The following is a 19,339-nucleotide window of genomic DNA, read 5'->3' as shown; positions in this document are numbered from 1 at the left end:
AATTTTATTCAGGAACAGGCATCTTGCCTGTTCCTGACAGAGGTATCAGAAAATTCACGAATTTTCGGTTGAGCGATTTACGTGGGTGGGGCGGGTTTACGAGATTATCTGTTTTAGCCAATTATAGTTGGGGAAACCCGCCCATACAAAGCACAACAAAAAATTATTACAATTGCTATTTTAATTCATCCAATTTAGCCTTGATAGCCTGCATATCTTGCCACATAAACCATTTCGGAGTTTCCGGTTCTCGGGAGGGATTTCGCAACAAGTACGACGGGTGAAAAATTGGCATACACAAACGATTTTCCCATTCAATCCATTGACCTCTAATTTTACTAATGGGCCGCTTGTCGCTTAGCAAACCTTTGAGGGCTGTTGCACCGGTTAATAAAATAATTTTGGGGTCTAAGATGCGAATTTGTTCTAGCAAGTAAGGTTTGCAAGCTTCGATTTCTTTTGCTGTTGGAGGGCGGTTGTTGGGAGGGCGACATTTGATGACGTTGGCAATAAATACGTCGGTTTCTGCACTCAATCCCACGGATTCTAAAATCTTATCTAACAGTTTGCCCGATCGCCCGACGAAGGGCAATCCGGTTTCGTCTTCGTTTTGTCCGGGCGCTTCTCCCACAATCAGAATTGAGGCTTGAGGATTGCCGCGCCCGATGACGGCGTGAGTGCGGCTGTTGCCCAATTCGCAGCGGTGACATCGGTTGCAGTGCTCGCCGATTTGTTCCATATTTTGATAAGTGCCGGGAGGAATGGGAATTTTGGCATTTGCTGGTATTGAGTCAGTTTGGAAAGTGGCACTTTGATTGTTGTCAAAAAGGCTGAGTTGCAAGTCGCTGGACATAAATTTTACAATTAGGGAGATTTTTTTGAGTCTAGAGTTTATAGTTTAGATCGGGTTTGGTGATTTGAGTTTGGCTAGAAGCTTGTATGGGATGCTGTCGATCGCACAATCTCAAATTAATACTCGCAATTCTCACATTATTTCGTTGAGCTCGTACAGGCAAAAATATGTTCTCTAACCCGTTTTTTGACGATCGCGCCGATGCTGGCGAAAAACTGGCCGAGGCAGTTCTGGGCGAGCTCGGTAAGTTGAATTTAACGGCACAGGAGGCTGTTAAACCGATTGTTTATGCCTTGCCGCGCGGAGGTTTGCCCGTTGCGGTGCCGATTGCGCGCCGCTTGGGCTGTCCTTTGGATGTGGTTGTCGCCAAGAAAATTACTCGCCCGGATAATTTAGAATTGGCGATCGGGGCTGCAACTGCTGACGGCCACGTTCTCTGGCAAAAGCAAAAGCAGCACAATTTGCGCTTGCAAAAATTAGCACTGCCCGTGGCTCAAAATAATGCTCAATCTCTGCTGGCGGATTTATCTGCGGGACGCCCCAATGTCAGCGCGACAGGGGCTTTGGCGATTGTGGTGGACGATGGCATTGCTACGGGGATGACGATGGCTGCGGCGGCGCTGGCTTTGCAGTCGCAGCAACCTGCGGCTTTGTGGATTTGTGCGCCTGTCGCCCCGGTAGAATTGATGGGATTTTTGGCCCAAATGGGCGATAAGTCGATTATTTTGGAAACCCCAGACCCTTTTTACAGCGTCAGTCGCTTTTACGGGCAATTTCCGCAGGTTGAGACGGCGGAGGCTTTAAGGTGTTTGCAGCAACAAACTGAGTGGCGATCGTAGGTTAAGCTAGAAGGCTAAATCTAAAAGCTCGATCGCTAAAACATGAGACCTTGGCAATATTGGTTGGACACTTTGATTCTGTCTACTCAGCACAATCCGCCTCGCTTTGTTGAGTTGGTGATGTTGACTTTGGCGATGATTTTGCTCGGGCTGTGGAGTCTGACATTGCAGTGGCAGTATTTAGCACTGTCTTTGAGTTATATAATTGGTTCGTCTTTTTCAATTTTGGTGCGGGAATCCCTCGGCCCGCGGCCTCAATTTCAGCTAACTCATCTGACAGCTTTGTTGTTATTAATTATCAGTTTTTATAGTTTTGCTGAACTGATTAGATAGTTAAGGCAGTTGGGATTTGTAGAGGCGGGTTTTACAATCTCATTGCGAAGGTGGTGAAGCAATTGCAGAGCTTATATAGGAATCCTCAGCGGGTTGTGAACTAGATGTTTTTTGAACGAACCGCGAAGACGCGAAGGAAGAGAAGAGAAGAGGGAGAATTCACAAATCATTAGCCATCATCCTACATTCTCGTGGGATTGATGTAAAATTATGCGGTTGCCTGCAGGATCGAAGGCATAGATTTCTAAACCGTGAGCAGCTTTGATGATTTCTCCGGCGGGCGGATAACCTAAAGCCCAAATTCGGGCGATCGCAGTTTCGATATCGCTGACTTCCAAACACAAACTTATGCCTGTTTTTGCTCGATTTGCAAATTCCGATTTGTGGGAGTCTTTGGGTTTGAATATGCCCAGTCTTAAGCCGGAGAGTTGAAATTCAGCATAAGTATTGGGAATGTAGGGGTTCGGTTCAAGGTCTAGAAATTTTGTGTAAAATTTAACGAGAACTTCTTTATCAAGGTCTGCTAAAGTCACTAGGGCGGCGCTGTATTGGAAACTCATATAATAAATTGCTAATTGGAATTAGTGAATGGGGAATTGGTAATATTATAACTTTATATGTATTTAAAATCCTCCAATTCGTCCGACTATTTCGATTTTACCTTGTCGAGATCCTTTGAGAATCACAGCTTCGCCGCTTTGCGGTACAATATCAGTGATAGCGGTAATATTTACTTGATGAGTTACCATAATAATCGCGCCTTTAGTGTTGCGGTTGTCAACAATTAACTTGCGGAGTGTGGCTGTTTGTCTGGCTTCTTTGCTGCTGTCGCTAAAGAACGAGTTCAGTGCTGGGAACGGTTCGACTTTGCCTAAATTTATCAGTTTTGCTGTTTCCAAGCACCGACACCACTGACTCGATAAAACTCTGGCAACTTTGATGTTGCGGTTGCGAAATTCGGCTCCAATTTGCTTGGCTTGGGTTCTTCCTTGTGCTGATAAATTGCGCTGGGTGGAACAGTCGCCCAACTTAAAGTTAGCAGGATCTCCCGTACCTGGGGCGATCGCGTGTCGCATTGCTACCACCAACCCCGTCTCCCCCCGCTGCAACAATTGCCACCCTGCTTGAGTTTGCGCGTTGGTTGCTGCGTCAGAATTTGCAGTTGCAATTATTAAGCCGATCGACAATACTAAAGCTACCAACCCAAAAAAGCCTTTCCAGTTGAGGTAAATCCGCGCCGCCATTGTTCCAGAAGTTAGAAATTATCTTATCATATTCTAATACAACAAATATTGCTCTATGGAACTCACCAATTTTATTGCTCTGTCTGTCATTGTTGCCATCGTGCTGGGGATTGGGTTGGGAACAATGACTTGGGCTTACTTCGGCAAGGGCAGCATTTCTGTACTCTTTAAAGAACCAATTTTAAGTGCGCCTGAATTTCCAGCTACTGACGCAGGGAGCAAAGCTTCGGTTTATTTCCAGCAAGGAATTGAGGCTTATCAGTCGGGAAATTACCGCAAAGCAAAAGATAAATTTACCAGCGCTGTAGAACAATTTTCAACTTTGGCAGAAGCTTACCACAATCGCGGCTTGGCTTTTGCGAATTTGCGATCGGATGATGAAGCTGTTGCCGATTTGCTCCGTGCCAGCGAATTATATCAACAGCAGGGGAATGGATTTGCGATCGACACGATTAAAGAAAATCTTGCCGCCTTGAAGCAGCGCAAATTAGAACGAGAAAAACAAAAAGCACTAGCGACATAAATTATTATGTTCTGCCCGCGTAACTCAGCCAAAACCTTGAATTTTGGTTGGAAAAACCCGGTTTCTTTAAGAGTAGGCAGAAACCGGGTTTTTTTGCAAAATTTTTATTAAAGTTGAAAATCAAGATTTAACATTATCCCGAGTAACTAAATGTTTCTGGCATCTTCTATTTGGTCGATTTTAGAAATCATCATTTCTCGGCTTGATGCCACAACTCGATAATTAGTAATGGGATCGTAAGCTTCCCACTCTTGAGTAACTTCGCTGTCTTCCCATAAAAACCATTCGCGGTAAATTTCGCCGTCATCAATGTCGCCGCACAAGGGAAGCCAATCATCTCCTCCCAAATTATCAAAGTCTCCTCCTACTAAGTCAATCCAAGCTGCAACAATACAAGATTCTATAGCATTATTGTTAACAGCAACGGTGTTAGATTCAATAGAAGTTTCGGGAAAACAAAGTGTGGATTTCATAAGCTGTACCTGAATGTTATGTTATTAATTTATAAAAAAATCCACTACCGCAGTGACAGCAGAATGCCACTATCCCAACCTCCACAGTTCCCACAAGGGAAAAACCTTGACACCAAAAGTGCTCAAATGCCTCTGCTGTAAGACTTGAGAGCGCTTTGAGTCAAGTCGCTAGAGAGGCTAAATTGAGCCAATTTGCCAAGTGGCATAGAAGGAAGCCCGATCGACCAAATATTGCTGGCGACGGATCTCGCGCCTTGAGGAGCGAAGACAGCGCGACTGCCAATTGTATACTGGGTAAGTGGGCGAGTTTCAGTACAGTTTTTGTGATAAAATTAGCAGCAACCAGACTTTCGTACCTACAGCCCGGTTTTGTCAAAAGCTTTCCAACGGTGGTGCGATCGCTCGTTTTGATTTATTGTTAATTTTGCCAAGTCCCGATCGACTGTTAGGGAAAAAAATTATGCAAGCAACCAACCAAGAAAGAATTATCGATCTGACAATCCACTATACAAACGGCAAACAGCAACACTTCCAGTTCATTGCGCCAGAGGGAACAGTAGGAGAGCAAGCAACTTTAGGCACTCGCCTGCACAAAATGTTGACGGCAGACCCGATAATTCTCGAATTGGCAGATAAACTGGTAGTTATCCCAGTTCACAACATACAAAGTATTGAAATATCGCCGATTCCTTCCAAATTGCCAGAGGGTGTCCTTCACCCAATGCGAGAAATCAAGAAATAGCTAAGCTGTTCTGCATCCAAATTCAACTGAAAAGGCGGACAGGATGCTCAGCATACGCAAATTTTTAATAAACAGAAAGGTACAAATTTAAGGCGGAACAAATTATTACAGCTAACAGATTTAAATTACCAAAAAAATTGTTGCTTGCAGTGAAACCAGTTCATAAAAAAAATGCAACCGTAGATAATAACCAACCCTTATAGCATCACGAATTTCCAATCTCAAATCTAAAATATAAAATCTAAAATCGCATGACGATCTCTCACATGAGTGAGGGGAATAATTGCAGGTTTCACAGACTTTAACTTACCGAAAAAAATGCTAGAACTCCACTGCCACACTACTTATTCCGACGGCACTCTCACCCCTGCCGAACTCGTAGCCGCCGCCGCGTCTTCGGGGGTTCGCGCTTTGGCCGTCACCGATCACGATACGATGTCGGGTTGGGATGAAGCCTTCGCCGCCGCTGGTTTGTACGGTATAGAAATCGTGCCAGGACTCGAACTCAGCACCGTTCACAACGGCCGTTCCCTACACATTTTAGGTTTTTATCCCGATGCAAATAAGTTGCGAGTTCCTTTGAACGATCGCCTGGAAGGACGGTTTCGCCGATCGCAAGAAATGGTCGAAAAATTAGCAGCAATGGGATACGCGATCGAACTGCCAAAAACATCTCCAGGAATGGCACCGGGACGGCCTCACATTGCCTCTGCACTTGTAAAAGCAGGTCACGCCAAATCATCGCGGGAAGCATTCGATCGCTGGCTGGGAGATGACGGCCCGGCTTATGTTCATTACGAGAAATTCTCGATCGCCGAAGGCATTGATTTACTGAAGAGTTGCGGCGCAGTACCAGTTTGGGCTCACCCTTATTTATTTCGCGGCGGCGCTGTTGAGGAAGTCTTAAAAGAATTAGTAGATGCGGGTTTAATGGGAGTTGAAGTATACCATCCCAGCCACAGTTCCAGCCAAATCCAAAAGTTGAAAGATTTGTGCCTTCATTACGGTTTGCTGGCAACTGGTGGCAGCGATTATCACGGCCCCGATCCTGAAAGGAAAGCAGCAGATAGCACCCAATTGAATATGCTGCATTTGCCGTTAGAATTACTGGAACCGATTAAAGTTGCTGCGGCGAGTTTGAAATAGTTTGTAGGGGTGTATTTTGCCGACATAGTTCTCGAAAACAGAAATTGTTCGTTTTTTTGGCTGAAGGCAGAAGTCAAGCAGAATATAAATTAATATGAAGTTAAAGGCAATTGCAGGCGAGTTAATTTTACAATTTTAGTAAAGCAACTTGCCAAACGGAGCTTATCATGAGTACAGAAGACAGAGCTAAGGCGATCGGCAAAAATTTAGAAGGCAAAGCTCAGGAAATTTTCGGCAACATCACGGGCAACAAAAAAGACCAGGTTGAAGGCCAAGCCAAACAAGCCGAAGCTGCCGCCCGCCACGCAGCAGAAGATGCTAAAAATGCGGTGAAAAATCTGACAGATCGAGCCAAAAGGTCGATCGACAAATTGTAGAAACTGCAATTAGTGAATTAGTGAAGCGGAGCTTTCGCAGATACCCAGCGATAGCTTCCCTTCCCTGGCCCCGAACATTCCATATAATTAGGGGTGGCTGAATAAATAAAGGAAGTTCAAAAAGAGCTCGATCGCTAATTCCAGCAAGCCGCTAAGTTAAGTTTTTATTGTTGTTAAAATTCTCGAATATAATTTTTTATAATCGCCGAACAGTAGCAAGTTGTTATTGATGAAAATTGACACAAAAAAACCATAATAACCTTCTCAATCGCGCGACAATGTTCATCAATAAAAAAGCAATTGCTTCTTCGGTTTGGGAAGTATTATCAAGTTTTGCCATCACTCGAACGAGAGCAAACCTTCGCTTCGCTTGCCCGAATTTTCGTTCGATTGTCTCGCTTTGCGGTAAATCTGGTCAACATGAACTGATTCTGGATAATTCCCGCTGAAGTGCTTAAAGGCTTCTACTTAAGCTTTTAAGTCTCCCAATTCATTTTTCTTATTGACATAGTATTGTAACCACCTCCGAGACACGCCGGTAAATCGGGCTATTCCAGCCAACGATATCTTTTCTAATAGGAGTTTATCTATAAAATATTTTTTTATTGTGAAAGAAGTTGATGTCTTGGGCCCGCAGACAAACTGGCTAGAATAGTCCTTACATTTAAAGTTTTGCTTGCCACTATGAGTCTAGCCATTTTTTATGACATTTAAAGAAGCGCACTTGGGACAATTTATCAAGAAGGAGGTTAAGACAGTGAAACTAAATGATTATACCCGATGCCGCCTAACTATGCACCACTACCGATGTCTGAAATCTATCCCGTAAATGTACCACTAGATTTTAGATAAAAAAATTACTCTGTCTGCGCTTTTAATGTTAGCGATGAGTTTCTATCTGCTGCAAATTAGAGCAGTTATCTCTTCAGGTGAGGTCCTCGCCAGTTAATTACCAATTCGCCTATTCCCCAATTATTTCATCTCAAAGTGTTCCGCCGAAGTCTCACGCCGAAGTCTAAAATCTCAAATCTAAATTTGTACCTCACTTATTTGATAATTGCTATAGAATTTAACGGATGCAGAAACTCTATGGGTGCGCTTCGGCACACTTGAGGGCCTTAGAAGGCCGTTTTTTTAAGGATTGCAGATTTCGGCGATCGCTTTTTCTTCGGGATGATTAGCAATATAATTGCTCAGCCATTGGCAACTCAGTTTGATTAAATTATCTACATCAAGTTCCAAATTCCAGATCCTTAAAGTAGAATCATCGCTGGCAGAAACAAGAGTTTTCCCGTCGGGACTGATGTTAACGTCATTAACTCGATCGCTATGTCCCTCAAAAGTTTGTAGGGGCCGCGCCTCCAATCCCGTTTGGCCGTCTGCGACATTCCACAGTTTAATTGTGCGATCGAAACTTGCAGATGCGATCGTTTTGCTGTCGGGACTGAAACTAATGCTTTTTACCCAAGTTCCGTGTGCTTGAATAGTTTTGAGTTCGGTGCCTGTTTCTGCATTCCACAATTTAATGGTGCTGTCATCGCAAGCAGATGCTAAAATTTTGCCGTCGGGACTGAAACGGAGGCTGGTAATTCGACTGTTATGCGCTCTCAAAATCCTTCTTGGGGTAGATTCTAAATTGTTTAAAGCCCAGAAATAGATTGTGCGATCGTTCCCTGCGGATGCTAAAGTTTTGCCATCGGGACTAAATGTGACACTTCTAACTCTTTCGAGATGTCCTTTGAAGGTTTTGATTTGGGCACCGCTTTCTAGATGCCACAATTTAACTGTTTTATCGGCTCCTGCTGATGCTAAAATTTTACCGTCGAGACAGAAAACAACGCTGTCAATTCCCCTCTGATGTCCTGAAAGAGTTTTGATTTCGGTGCCAGTTTCTAGGTTCCACAATTTAATAGTTCGATCGCTTCCTGCAGATGCTAAAATTTTGCCGTCAGGGGCGAAACTGACGCTGGTGACGGCACCTCGATGTCCTAGAAAAGTTTTGATTTCGCTGCCGTTTTGTGCATTCCACAATTTAACAGTGCGATCGCTGCTACCGGAGGCAACTTTTTTGCCGTCGGGGGAGAAACTCGCACTGAAAACCTGACGGCGGTGGCTTTCGAGAACTTTCGGTTCGATGGCGGTGAGGTTCCAGAGTCGTACAGTGCGATCGGTACCTGCCGTTGCCAAAGTGCGGCCGTCGGGACTGAAACTAAGGCTGGCAACCCTGCCGCTGTGTCCTTTGAGCGTTTGCGGCTCGATGTTTCCTAACTGCGATAAATTCCACAATTTGACGGTGCCGTCTTCGCTAGCGGTAGCCAGAGTTGGATTCCGGCTGCCTCTGGGACTGAATTTGACGTTCCAGACTTGTTGGCTGTCGGCTTGCAGGGTTTTGAGGAGAGTCAGGTTTTCGACATCCCACAGCTTGACTAAACCGTCTTCGCCAGCGGATGCTAGGGTTTTGCCGTCGTCGGAGAAACTGACACTTCTGACAGCATTTGTATGACCCCTCAGCGTGGCAATTTCCGTTCCGTCTGCTGGATTCCAGAGTTTGACAGTGCGATCGCTACCCGAAGATGCGATCGCTAACCCGTCGGGCGAAAAAGTGACGCTTGTTGCCCAGCCCCTATGCCCGGTAAAGGTTTTGAGCAAAGTGCCGTCTGCTGGATTCCAGAGCTTGACAGTGCCGTCGGAACCCGAAGAGGCGATCGTCAATCCGTCGGGAGCAAAACTGACTCCTCTCACCCAGCCCCTATGCCCGGTAAGGGTTCTACTTTCTGTGCCGTTTTCGAGGTTCCAGAGTTTGATAGTAGCATCGTCGCTAGCAGATGCGATCGTCTTGCCGTCAGGTGAGAAACTGACAGTCCAAATGTTGTCGCGGTGTCCGGTGAGGGTTCTGAGTAAGATGCCGTCTGGGTTCCAGAGTTTGACAGTATCGTCTTCGCTAGCGGATGCGAGGATTTTGCCATCAGGCGAGAATACGACGTTTCTGAGGACAGCTTGGTGGCCTGCAAGTCGATCGCGCTCTCGGATGCTGTAAATTGCTTGTTGGAGGGCGATCGATACTTGCATCTTAGTTTCGGATTTTGCCGGACTCAATGCCTCTAATTTTTTAAGTTTATGTGCTGCAAGCAGTGCTTCGGTGAGTGCTGGAAAAGGGTTTGAGGCTAAAGTTGTCTTTGACGACAAACTTGCGAGGACTATTTTGGTTTCTGCGAGTTCTCGATCGGCTTTAATTACTTGTAATTGTACGGCGATCGCTGCTGCTAAAGATATCCCTAAAATTGTCGAGCCGATCGCAATTATTTTTCTAGCTTGTTTTTTAGCTAACGTTAACTCTGTTTTAGCTTGATGCTGAGCCAGACTTAAAGTTTCATTAGCTTGTGCCAATATTTGACTTTCCTCAGTTTGCAGTGCAAAAGCAAATTCAACTTCTCGCTTTTCCAAATCCTGAGCCGCCGCTAAAAAGCGGTAATCCAGATGGCTTAAACTTTGATATTTTGCCCATTCCAAAGCTTCTTGCAGCGCCTGACCCCGCAGCAGCCGCGAATTATCCTCAAAATTGGCAGCATTCCAAGCATTAAAATTTTCCGAATAAGGTCGCAGCTTTCCTAACTGTTTTTCCACCCATTCAAGATTGAAAACTTCGGCATAGATTCGGTTATAAACTTTTAATTTTCCCTGCTGTTGCACCACTAAACCTGACAGTCGCAATTCCGTTTGTTCGGGACTGCCATCAGCAAGAACCCCCCCCTGCCCCCCCTTAGCAAGGGGGGGAGCAAGAGTGGCTATTTCTTGCTTTCCCAGGGGTGAAATAGCCGCATTTAGCCCCGCACTACTCAGAGATAAATCAGCATTTAGCCCCCCCTTAGCAAGGGGGGTATCAAGAGTGGTTATTGCTTCATTTCCAAGGGGTGAAGCAGCAGCATTTAGCCCCGCACTACTCAGAGATAAATCAGCATTTAGCCCCCCCTTAGCAAGGGGGGGTTGGGGGGGGTTAGCGGATTGCAAAACCTGCTGGTAAAGCCCCAATAACTGCCCCGCTTTTTGCTGATTTCTCAAAAGGCGATCGCGAATAGTTTTCAAATGTTCAGGCTCATCCTGAGACTCCCAATTCTCCACAATCTGCAACTTCACCAACCCCTCAACTCCCTCATCCTGTGTGGAACAGGCATCCTGCCTGTCTGTGGTGGAACAGGCATCCTGCCTGTCTGTGGTGGAACAGGCATCCTGCCTGTCTTTCTCAGCGCCCTCAGCGTCTCTGCAGTTAACTTTCTTCAACTCCTTTTCCAGCATTAACTTGCACAGCTTTTGGGTCAAAAAAGGTTGTCCCCCCGTCCAATCCAAAATATCTGCGATCGCACTTTCAGGATTGCCAACTTGCCCCTGCCAACCATTAATTAAAGGCTGCACTTCATCAATCTGAAAACCGCCTAAATTTATCGCCTTACCAATATTAAAAGGAGTTTGAGTTTTATCCGCAATCAAATCCGAAGGCGTCGCCACCCCCAACAGCGCAAAAGTCAAACGTCGATATAGAGGCTTGTCAACTCTTTGGTTGTAAAACCAGCGAATTAGAGCAAAAAACTCATCTGTAGAAAAGTTCATGCTCAACACTCTATCTATCTCGTCAATAAAAATAACAATACTTGCTTCTATTTCAACTAAAACAACTTCTTCAATAAACAAGCTAAACCGCTGGACGGGCGATAACAAATCCCGGCGTTCGCGCCACCAATTCCGCCAATTAATTTTATTGCCTAGCTGACAGCTACTCACCAAAGAATTGACAATCCCTGCATACCACTTTTCGGGAGTTACATCTTCCTTGCCAATCCCAGTTAAATCGATAAAAGCGCACACAGTACCTTCAGCTTGCAATTTTTGCATAGCCCGCACCCGCAAACTAGATTTGCCCATTTGCCGCGAATTCAAAACGTAACAAAACTCACCCGCTTTCAAATTTTCGTAAAAGTCCCAGTCTGCTTGGCGCGTCACGTAACTCGACGCATCTGCGGGGAGACTCCCGCCAATCTGATATTCATCACTAACTGGAGATTCTTTTATCATTGCCTGCACCAAAATCTAGATTGGATTGTACGATCGCAAACCTGACTATGTAGAGATTTACCAAAAAACCTGATTTTTGCTGATTTTGATGATGCTTTGTCAGGCTGCACCTGATTTTTTCCGATAAATTCCCAGTGTTCAGCTATTTATCAGTTCCTATAATACCTGATTTTATCACCATTGCAGTTCGAGAGTTTTACGAAGAAACTGATAACAGAAAGCGAAAGGTGCAGCAAACAAATACAAACACTTAGCGCTTTGACAAACTCAGAATACATTCATAAATAGGATTACTACCATGACAGAACTTAGAACGATTGCCGATGCTAACATTCCTACATTCGGTTTAATTGAAGACTTGACCGATGTTCCCCGGAAAGAAGACCCTGATTCAGGTAATCCGAATCCTAAGCCTAATAAATTCGGTTTGATTGAAGACTTAACTGATGTTCCCCGCACGGAAGACCCCGATGCAGGTAAACCGCCGAATCCCAATCACAATAAATTCGGTGCTTTTGAAGACTTGACCGATCGTCCTCGGGAAGAAGATGATTCTACTAACCGTTTGTTCGGCAGCATCGATAAAATCAGTGGCTTACCCAATGACAACATAACGGGAACGCCAGGAAATGACTACCTAGTAGGAAAGCATTACACGGACGATGCCATCTTTGGCGGTGGCGGTGCAGATACACTCAAAGGCCTTGACGGTGACGACTTCCTATTTGGCGGTACTGGCAATGATAAAGTCTATGGCGGTGGCGATTCCGATTGGCTAGAAGGCAATAGCGGGAATGACATTCTCATCGGTCACAGCAATAATGACGGAGGATACGATTATTATGAAGTCGATACCTTAATTGGCGGTTCCGGAGCCGATACATTCTCGTTAGTTATCGACGGCCCAGAATTTGAAGTTCCTTATTTAGATGGTCTAGGCGAGCACGCTTATGCAATTATTCGGGACTTTAAGAAAGCCGATGGAGATGCAATTTTGATGGTCGGTCAAAAGCAAGACTACGAATTTGTATCGGGCTACTACGATTACGGCAATGACTCTCTGAAAGACACGAAAATATTTTATCAAGGTGACATGATTGCCGTAGTTTCAGACACAATGGCTGCGGATTTAACCCTCTCCTTTGTGTAATTTTATCCGTAGGCTGGGCATTACCCGCTATTTAACTGGTTCCCAGACTCAGCCTGGGAACCGATGTCCAGAGGCTCTGCCTCGCTGCTGCCTCGAAGAGTTTCCATGAAAATTGGAGGCAGATCCGGAGGCTCTGCCTTACCGGGCAGAGCCTGGTAACGAATGGAATTTTCTTCAACCTAAAACACGGTAGAAATACTCGCGGTACAAATTGCAGCGCGGCATTACATAATTGTTTTGCCGCCGCACAAGTCCCATACTGTGCAATTTGTAAATTTGCATTGAATCTAATTCAACTGGTTCCGGGGAATTAACAACTTTTTTCAAAGCCAAAGCTAATTCGGTATTGTGTTGCAAAATTTCCCAATGCTTGCGCAAATGACTGCTGTAAATTCCAGATTCTGATGCCGCATTTTCTAATAGCTGAGTTAATGATATTTTGCCACAACTAATCTCATACATTGCCAATCTTACTAAATAAGGATGTCCGCCGATCGCACTTATTAACTCTCCCAACTGCCCCTGATCCCATTCCAAGCCGTGCAGCCGAGCTAAATCGTGAATTTGCTGGCTCTCAAACTCCAGCAACTCAACGGGAACCCCCGCATTAAACGGAGATTGATTCATGTCCAAAGGAATATAAACTTCCGTAGAATGCGCCATTACCAACCGCAGTTTTTTCCAGATATCCGAAATCTTGGCTTTTTCGTGCCAGCTTCGCAGCATCCCCAGAAAATCTTCAACTACTTCGGTGTAGGGAAATATGCGATCGACTTCATCCCACCCCAAAACCAGAGGCCCTTCTGTTTCTGCCAGCAAATACTCTTCAAAGTAAACAGTACAGTTATCGTTGCTGCCCAAAATATCCGTATCCCAATACTCGTTTAACTTGTTTTCTAACTTTAACTGTCGGCTTACCATCAAGCACAGCCAGCGCAGAAATTTATCCAGATTTGTTAATATTCCTCGGTCGGCGGCGCTCAAATCGAGATAAACTGCGTGATAGTTTTCCCGAACAGCGCCAGCTAAAATTCGGTTCATCAGTGAAGTTTTGCCCATCATCTCCGGTGCTTTAATCCGAATCAGCGAACCGGGTTTCACAACTGTCTCGCAGCACAAAGATTCAATGTTGCAACGCTCCACATAAAAAGGAGAATCTAATGATACCGAGCCTTCGGGAAACTGCAAATTTGCCGCAGTCAGCGGTTGTAAGAGCAGGTTGGTGCTAATATATTGAGTTGACTCTTGCGATGCAAATCTCCTCAGAGCTTCTTTAAAATTTTTCTTCGTAATTTTTTCTGCTAAGGCTTCTGAAAGCTTGTGCCACAATTTATTGCCGACATCTTTGTTGAGGTATTCAGCACTGTAGCCGTAAGTTTTGGCGATTTCATCGTAACTTTTGCCTTCCCAGGAACCTTGAAGGACTTTCATTTCGATGTCGCTGAGATGTTTGCCGGTGTTTTGAGCAAAAATGCGATCGGCAGATTCTTTGGTTTTGCTCCAAGAGAATTCTAATTCTGAGTTCATGGGATCGACGGGTAAGTACCCATATACGTAAGTATGCAGATGCTTGCAAGAGAGCAGTTGTTCCTGCATTGGAAAGTTACCCTGACTTTTCCCTATTTTAACCTAATTTTTTACTGTCAATCACTGCTGCAAGGCATTTTGTTGGTTAAACGCCTGATTTTATTCCCCTTGTCGGTTTTGCTCTTAGGAAATAAACTGGTTTAGAAGCAAGTTGATTAGCGATCGCCCCTTAGCGTTAGCTTTCGCGATCCGAAGCAAAGCCCTAGCAAAGGATCGCAAAAATCCATCCAACCACACTAACAAAGCCTAACCTAGCAAACACCAAGCGGCAAGGGAAAAAATTATCGCTGCAAGATGCTGTTGGGGCAACGCTGACGCTGACAGATGGCACTGCTTCTGCTGCTGACTGCACCAAGACGCCGATCGCGATTAACTTTGCCGCTGGCGATACGACACCAAAAATTGTTACTATTCCGATCGCCGATGACGCGATCGGCGAAGCTGACGAAACCGTTAATTTATGTCTAACTAATCCAACGGGAAATGCTACAGTTGGCGATCGATACAACAATGCAGTTTTGAGAATTGTAGATTAGGAGGAAGTGGGAACAATCTCACCTCTTGCACCATTCTCAAGAACAGGCAAGATGCCTGTTCCACAAATAGTGAATTTTGTCGCTTCACAGGCATCTTGCCTGTTGATAAAAAGCTTATTGATAATGGTGGAACATCTCAGAACGAGCGGTTTCTGCTTTGGGCAGATTCAGGAATCGATACCGTTCTAGATTTTGAACCCGGAAAAGATGCGAATCAAGTATAATGTTAGAGTTACTGAATTGTTATATGGTTAGAGTAACTTATAACATTCCTAATGGAGCAGAGGAACTTAAGTGGCAAAAATAGAAGGATTTAAGGTAATAAATTACCGCTCGCTGCGTGATATTACTATCGGCAAGCTGTGGGATACGCAAAATGCCGAGGCACTAACGCCAATGACAGCCGTTATCGGTAAAAATGGTGTTGGGAAAAGCACGCTTTTTGACACTTTTGGCTTTCTTGCAGACTGCTTAAAAGGCGGAGTCGAAGAAGCCTGTGATTCCCGTGGGCGGGGAGGTTTCGAGAGAATTCGATCGCAAGGACAAAAGGGAAGTGTTGAGTTTCAGATTTACTATAAAGAGGATGGTAACGCTCGACCAATAACCTATGATTTGGCAATAGACCTTGACTCTTCTGAAAGACCGTATGTAAAAAAAGAAAGACTTAGACAACGGAGAAGAAACGAAAAAAAAGGACAACCTTATTCTTTTTTGATTCTAAATGAAGGTAAGGGGTTAGCATGGAAAGGTGAAGAAGGAGGCCAGCTAGTTGATGAAGAACGAGGAGAATTTGATGTAAATAATTTAATAAAAAACATCCAGATAGGTGAGACATCAGAAGAAAGTAAAGAAAAGGAAATAGTTGAACTTGACGACAATCGGAAACTGGGAATTGCTACTTTGGGAGCGCTCAAACAACACCCAAGAATTTCCGCATTTCGTAGATTTATCGAAGGATGGTATCTCAGCTATTTCACACCAGACGCTGCCCGTAGCTTACCTCTGGCTGGGCCACAAAAACGTTTGAATATTCATGGAGATAATCTAGGAAATGTGGTTCAATTTATGGAGAGAGAGCATCCTAAGAAATTCCAATCAATTCTGCAAAAAATCTCTAGTAAGATTCCAGGGGTGGAAAAGATTAGCACCGCAAAAAGTCCAGACGGTAGACTTCTGCTGCAGTTCAATGATCGAGGCTTTCAAGAACCGTTTTATGCTCAACAAATGTCAGACGGAACACTGAAGGTATTTGCCTATCTCCTTCTTTTAGAAGACCCCTCACCACCGCCATTTTTGTGCATTGAAGAACCAGAAAACGGACTTTACCATAAGCTTTTAGAAACTCTAGCCCGAGAATTTCGAGAACACGCTACATCTGGAAAAAGTGGATCGCAAGTATTTGTTACAACACATCAACCCTATTTTGTAGATGCTCTTGAACCTGAAGAGGTTTGGGTACTTGAAAAGGGCGAGGATGGTTTTTCTACAATCAGACGAGCTAGCGAAGATTCTCTCATTAATAACCTTGTTTCTGAAGGATTGCCCCTTGGCGGACTTTGGTACAGCGATTATCTAGATAAAAGGTGAATAAATGCACTTTGTGATACTTGTCGAGGATATTTCTGGAAAAACTGCTCTTGAAATTCTTATACCAAAGATTATCAGCAGCGAACAACATACATTTAATATCCATCATTACAAAGGACTTGGACATATTCCTAAAGATTTAAAATCTGCTTCTGAAGCCAAAAAACGAATTCTGCTCGACCAGCTTCCGCGACTTGTTCAAGGCATCGGCCAAACATTCTCTCAATATCCTCCTGATTACCCTGCTGTTCTCATTGTAATTTGCGATCTTGATGACCGATGCCTCAGTACGTTTCGCAGAGAACTACTAGATGTTGTAGATAAGTGTAATCCTCAGCCAAAGACGCAATTTTGCATAGCAATTGAAGAAGGAGAAGCATGGTATCTAGGCGATTTTGCAGCAATAAAGGCAGCTTATCCGAAAGCCAACCAAGAAGTCCTAAAATTCTACACTAATGATAGTATTTGTGGGACGTGGGAGAAGTTAGCCGACGCAGTATATTCCGGTGGTAGCAAAAAATTGTCTAAACTTCCTTGGCAAGTTGGTGAAGAGAAGTCAACTTGGGCTAACAATATTGCTCCCCACATGGATGTAGATAATAATTTGTCACCAAGCTTCTGTTATTTTCGAGATAAACTTCGAGACTTAACGGGTCAGTAAAGAAACCGGTTTTTTTTATTGGGAATGGCCTAGCGCAACGAAGTAGACTCGTAAAAAAAATCGGTTTCTCGACACCCGTGCGTAAGTCCTGTCTAACTACCAAAATCGGAATAATAGCCAAACTTTTGATGAGTAACAGTCCATACAGCTAATTTAGCGGGACAACCTCCGCTTAAGATTCCCACCAACAGCGAACAACCCCCAAACTGAAAATAGAACGATGCAAAGCATTTTCGATCGCCGCAGGATGTCGGAGTCAATGAAGCTGCTGGTTTGGTAAAATTCCCGAGGCGATCGACTTACCAATAAAAACCGCCAGATTAATTTAAACTGATTAAAAATTAGGCTGCGAAAATCCGATGCTCCGCAAGAAGAACCGAAAAAAGTTACCTTTATTGGCAGCATTCTTAGTCTCGCCCTTTATTTCTTGGTTTCTGAGTGCGATCGCGCTATTTCTCAGTCTCTGGGTTATCGTACCAGCACCCGCGATGTTCCTGTACCCTTTGGCGGTGGGAGCACCAGAAATCAGTCCTTGGTTGGTCGGTATCAATACGATCGCCCTTCTGCTGAACCTGCTCAGACGGCATCAAGGCAAAGTCTACATTATTTTGTCAATTTCTAACCTGTTCGCCCTAATCCTGGGCCTGCTACCCCTGATTCAGTTCCCCGCAGCCAATGCAGCCATAGCTACCCAAATGCAAGCAGTTTTAGGGGAAAACTATTTAGCAGCCATTCCTCAAGCCGAGCGCGCCCAGCTACGCCCTCAACCGTTTATCCTAGCAGATGCGTTCCGAGGAATTCCGATTAGAGACGTTAGGATCGATCGGGCTATTGGATTTGCAAAACCTAACGGAGTTTCACTGCAACTAAACCTTTACCGACCGATACAAATTGGCAAATATCCGGCGATTATCACGCTCTACGGGGGAGCTTGGCAGAGAGGCAATCCCGATTACAATGAGGAATTCAGCCGCTATATGGCCGCCCAAGGCTATTGTGTGGTTGCAATTGCTTACCGCCACGCTCCCAAATATCGATTTCCTGCTCAGCTTGACGACGTACAAGCCGCTCTTTCCTATATCAAAACTCATGCTGGTGATTGGGAAATCGATCTCGATCGAATTGCTCTGATGGGAAGGTCTGCAGGTGCCCATTTAGCAATGCTAACTGCTTATAATTCTAGTGTGCTTCCAGTTCGAGCCGTGGTCAACTATTACGGGCCAAATGACCTGATCCGGGGATACAATGACCCACCTTTTCCTGATGCCATAAATGTTCGAGCCGTCTTGCGTGCCTTTTTGGGAGGAACGCCAGACGAACTCAACGAGCTTTACCGTCGGGCTTCTCCCATAAATTATATTAAACCGAATCTTCCCCCTTCTCTACTGGTTTATGCAGGTCGCGACCATATCGTTCAGCCCAAGTTTGGGCGATCGCTCTACGAACGATTGCGCGCCACGGGCGATCGGGCTATTTTACTCGAAATTCCTTGGGCTGAACACGCCTTTGATGCAGTTTTTAATGGCCCGAGCAATCAATTAGCTTTGTACTACACAGAACGCTTTTTGGCTCATGCTCTGAAGTCTTCGGATTACCAACGAGTTAAATAAATGTTTAAATTTTACTTATTTATTCTCACTAAACCGCGTCTCAAACTGTCTGAACTATTGCTCTAAATCTCTTTATTTTAAATTCATAGAAATCCCCATTACTGCGCCGGGAAAGTTTTGTGGCGCTGCTGAATAAAAGCTGACCCCGCCAGCGGTGCGGCCACCACTGGGGGATTGCCTCTACAAATTTCATACCCGAACTCAGCAACGCTAAAGCGAGATCCCTTTCTTGGCACACTATATATAGTATCCCTCGATAAGTCCTGTAAATGTACGATCGCCCTCAGTTTCAGCGCCCCGCGTCCTGTTACACTGAAATCCTGCGGTTGTGTGCGATCGGTGCGATCGACCCTTCGGAAAAAAACCTAAAATTCTGTAGCCTGCGATACATTTATTTTGTTAATGATTGTTTAAACTCTCCAAGTGTAGATTGTGTACTCTCCATAATTCTCCAAAACCCCTAAACGAGTGCGTTGTTTGCTGGACTGCGATTTATCGATCGTCGAACCGTTAAAAACCATAAGTAGTTTTGACCTGAATTCATCGGAATTGATTTGCACAAAATTTTTGAGCTGACCAGGGTGAAAATTAGCTACTAAATCTGTGCAGCG

Annotated in this window: 17 protein-coding genes and 1 pseudogene; 10 read left to right on the top strand and 8 right to left on the bottom strand. The window is 44.6% G+C overall.

Translation table 11 applies throughout. The features are described 5' to 3' along the window. Nucleotides 1-175: 175 nt before the first annotated feature. Nucleotides 176-853: a uracil-DNA glycosylase gene (locus tag QUB30_RS13100; RefSeq protein WP_333333825.1), complete on the bottom strand. Its 678-nt coding sequence runs from the start codon at nucleotides 851-853 to the stop codon at nucleotides 176-178. A gap of 167 nt (nucleotides 854-1,020) precedes the next feature. Between QUB30_RS13100 and QUB30_RS13095 the strand changes: the two genes are divergently transcribed. Next, entirely contained in the window at nucleotides 1,021-1,692 is a 672-nt protein-coding gene (locus QUB30_RS13095) for a phosphoribosyltransferase family protein (protein ID WP_333333823.1), read from the top strand. 42 nt (nucleotides 1,693-1,734) lie between these two features. Continuing rightward, on the top strand, nucleotides 1,735-2,025 hold the full coding sequence (locus QUB30_RS13090) for a hypothetical protein (protein ID WP_333333821.1): 291 nt from the start codon (nucleotides 1,735-1,737) through the stop codon (nucleotides 2,023-2,025). A gap of 176 nt (nucleotides 2,026-2,201) precedes the next feature. Here QUB30_RS13090 and QUB30_RS13085 read toward each other — a convergent pair whose 3' ends face one another. Next, nucleotides 2,202-2,585 carry a VOC family protein gene (locus QUB30_RS13085; RefSeq protein ID WP_333333819.1) on the bottom strand — a complete coding sequence of 128 codons (384 nt, stop codon included), beginning with the start codon at nucleotides 2,583-2,585 and terminating at the stop codon, nucleotides 2,202-2,204. A gap of 63 nt (nucleotides 2,586-2,648) precedes the next feature. Further along, nucleotides 2,649-3,269, bottom strand: a complete 621-nt coding sequence (locus tag QUB30_RS13080) for a histidine phosphatase family protein (RefSeq protein WP_333333817.1) — start codon at nucleotides 3,267-3,269, stop codon at nucleotides 2,649-2,651. Between the two features lie 55 nt (nucleotides 3,270-3,324). Between QUB30_RS13080 and QUB30_RS13075 the strand changes: the two genes are divergently transcribed. Then, nucleotides 3,325-3,792: a hypothetical protein gene (locus QUB30_RS13075; protein WP_333333815.1), complete on the top strand. Its 468-nt coding sequence runs from the start codon at nucleotides 3,325-3,327 to the stop codon at nucleotides 3,790-3,792. A gap of 146 nt (nucleotides 3,793-3,938) precedes the next feature. Here the strand turns inward: QUB30_RS13075 and QUB30_RS13070 are convergent, their stop codons facing one another. Further along, nucleotides 3,939-4,265, bottom strand: a complete 327-nt coding sequence (locus QUB30_RS13070; protein ID WP_333333813.1) for a hypothetical protein — start codon at nucleotides 4,263-4,265, stop codon at nucleotides 3,939-3,941. A gap of 298 nt (nucleotides 4,266-4,563) precedes the next feature. Between QUB30_RS13070 and QUB30_RS13065 the strand changes: the two genes are divergently transcribed. The 3 genes from QUB30_RS13065 to QUB30_RS13055 all read left to right on the top strand — a co-directional run bounded on the left by QUB30_RS13065 (nucleotide 4,564) and on the right by QUB30_RS13055 (nucleotide 6,530). Further along, nucleotides 4,564-5,007 (top strand): hypothetical protein, encoded by a 444-nt coding sequence (locus QUB30_RS13065; protein WP_333333811.1) that lies wholly within the window; start codon nucleotides 4,564-4,566, stop codon nucleotides 5,005-5,007. A gap of 318 nt (nucleotides 5,008-5,325) precedes the next feature. Beyond that, nucleotides 5,326-6,153: a PHP domain-containing protein gene (locus QUB30_RS13060; RefSeq protein WP_333333809.1), complete on the top strand. Its 828-nt coding sequence runs from the start codon at nucleotides 5,326-5,328 to the stop codon at nucleotides 6,151-6,153. Between the two features lie 167 nt (nucleotides 6,154-6,320). Further along, entirely contained in the window at nucleotides 6,321-6,530 is a 210-nt protein-coding gene (locus tag QUB30_RS13055) for a CsbD family protein (RefSeq protein ID WP_333333807.1), read from the top strand. Between the two features lie 247 nt (nucleotides 6,531-6,777). Here the strand turns inward: QUB30_RS13055 and QUB30_RS13050 are convergent. After that, a pseudogene (locus QUB30_RS13050) lies at nucleotides 6,778-6,998 on the bottom strand (transposase); the annotation flags it as partial. Between the two features lie 666 nt (nucleotides 6,999-7,664). Further along, on the bottom strand, nucleotides 7,665-11,597 hold the full coding sequence (locus tag QUB30_RS13045) for a WD40 domain-containing protein (protein WP_333333805.1): 3,933 nt from the start codon (nucleotides 11,595-11,597) through the stop codon (nucleotides 7,665-7,667). A gap of 298 nt (nucleotides 11,598-11,895) precedes the next feature. Here QUB30_RS13045 and QUB30_RS13040 point away from each other — a divergent pair, with 298 nt between their 5' ends. Continuing rightward, nucleotides 11,896-12,747: a calcium-binding protein gene (locus QUB30_RS13040; RefSeq protein ID WP_333333803.1), complete on the top strand. Its 852-nt coding sequence runs from the start codon at nucleotides 11,896-11,898 to the stop codon at nucleotides 12,745-12,747. 174 nt (nucleotides 12,748-12,921) lie between these two features. On the opposite strand, the gene QUB30_RS13035 is transcribed toward QUB30_RS13040, so the two are convergent. After that, nucleotides 12,922-14,343 carry an AAA-like domain-containing protein gene (locus QUB30_RS13035; RefSeq protein WP_333333801.1) on the bottom strand — a complete coding sequence of 474 codons (1,422 nt, stop codon included), beginning with the start codon at nucleotides 14,341-14,343 and terminating at the stop codon, nucleotides 12,922-12,924. Between the two features lie 193 nt (nucleotides 14,344-14,536). Continuing rightward, nucleotides 14,537-14,845 (bottom strand): hypothetical protein, encoded by a 309-nt coding sequence (locus QUB30_RS13030; protein ID WP_333333799.1) that lies wholly within the window; start codon nucleotides 14,843-14,845, stop codon nucleotides 14,537-14,539. Nucleotides 14,846-15,164: 319 nt separating this feature from the next. On the opposite strand from QUB30_RS13030, the gene QUB30_RS13025 reads away from it, so the two are divergent. The 3 genes from QUB30_RS13025 to QUB30_RS13015 all read left to right on the top strand — a co-directional run bounded on the left by QUB30_RS13025 (nucleotide 15,165) and on the right by QUB30_RS13015 (nucleotide 18,728). Next, nucleotides 15,165-16,457 (top strand): AAA family ATPase, encoded by a 1,293-nt coding sequence (locus QUB30_RS13025; protein WP_333333797.1) that lies wholly within the window; start codon nucleotides 15,165-15,167, stop codon nucleotides 16,455-16,457. Between the two features lie 4 nt (nucleotides 16,458-16,461). After that, nucleotides 16,462-17,118 (top strand): DUF4276 family protein, encoded by a 657-nt coding sequence (locus tag QUB30_RS13020; RefSeq protein ID WP_333333795.1) that lies wholly within the window; start codon nucleotides 16,462-16,464, stop codon nucleotides 17,116-17,118. A gap of 359 nt (nucleotides 17,119-17,477) precedes the next feature. Beyond that, nucleotides 17,478-18,728 carry an alpha/beta hydrolase gene (locus QUB30_RS13015; RefSeq protein ID WP_333333793.1) on the top strand — a complete coding sequence of 417 codons (1,251 nt, stop codon included), beginning with the start codon at nucleotides 17,478-17,480 and terminating at the stop codon, nucleotides 18,726-18,728. The last annotated feature ends 611 nt before the right edge of the window (nucleotides 18,729-19,339 follow it).

Origin of the sequence: Microcoleus sp. BROC3, from assembly GCF_036702515.1 — a bacterium.
GTDB lineage: Bacteria > Cyanobacteriota > Cyanobacteriia > Cyanobacteriales > Microcoleaceae > Microcoleus.
The sequence above is the reverse complement of the archived record's forward strand: the minus strand, read 5'-3'. Positions and strand labels throughout refer to the sequence as shown.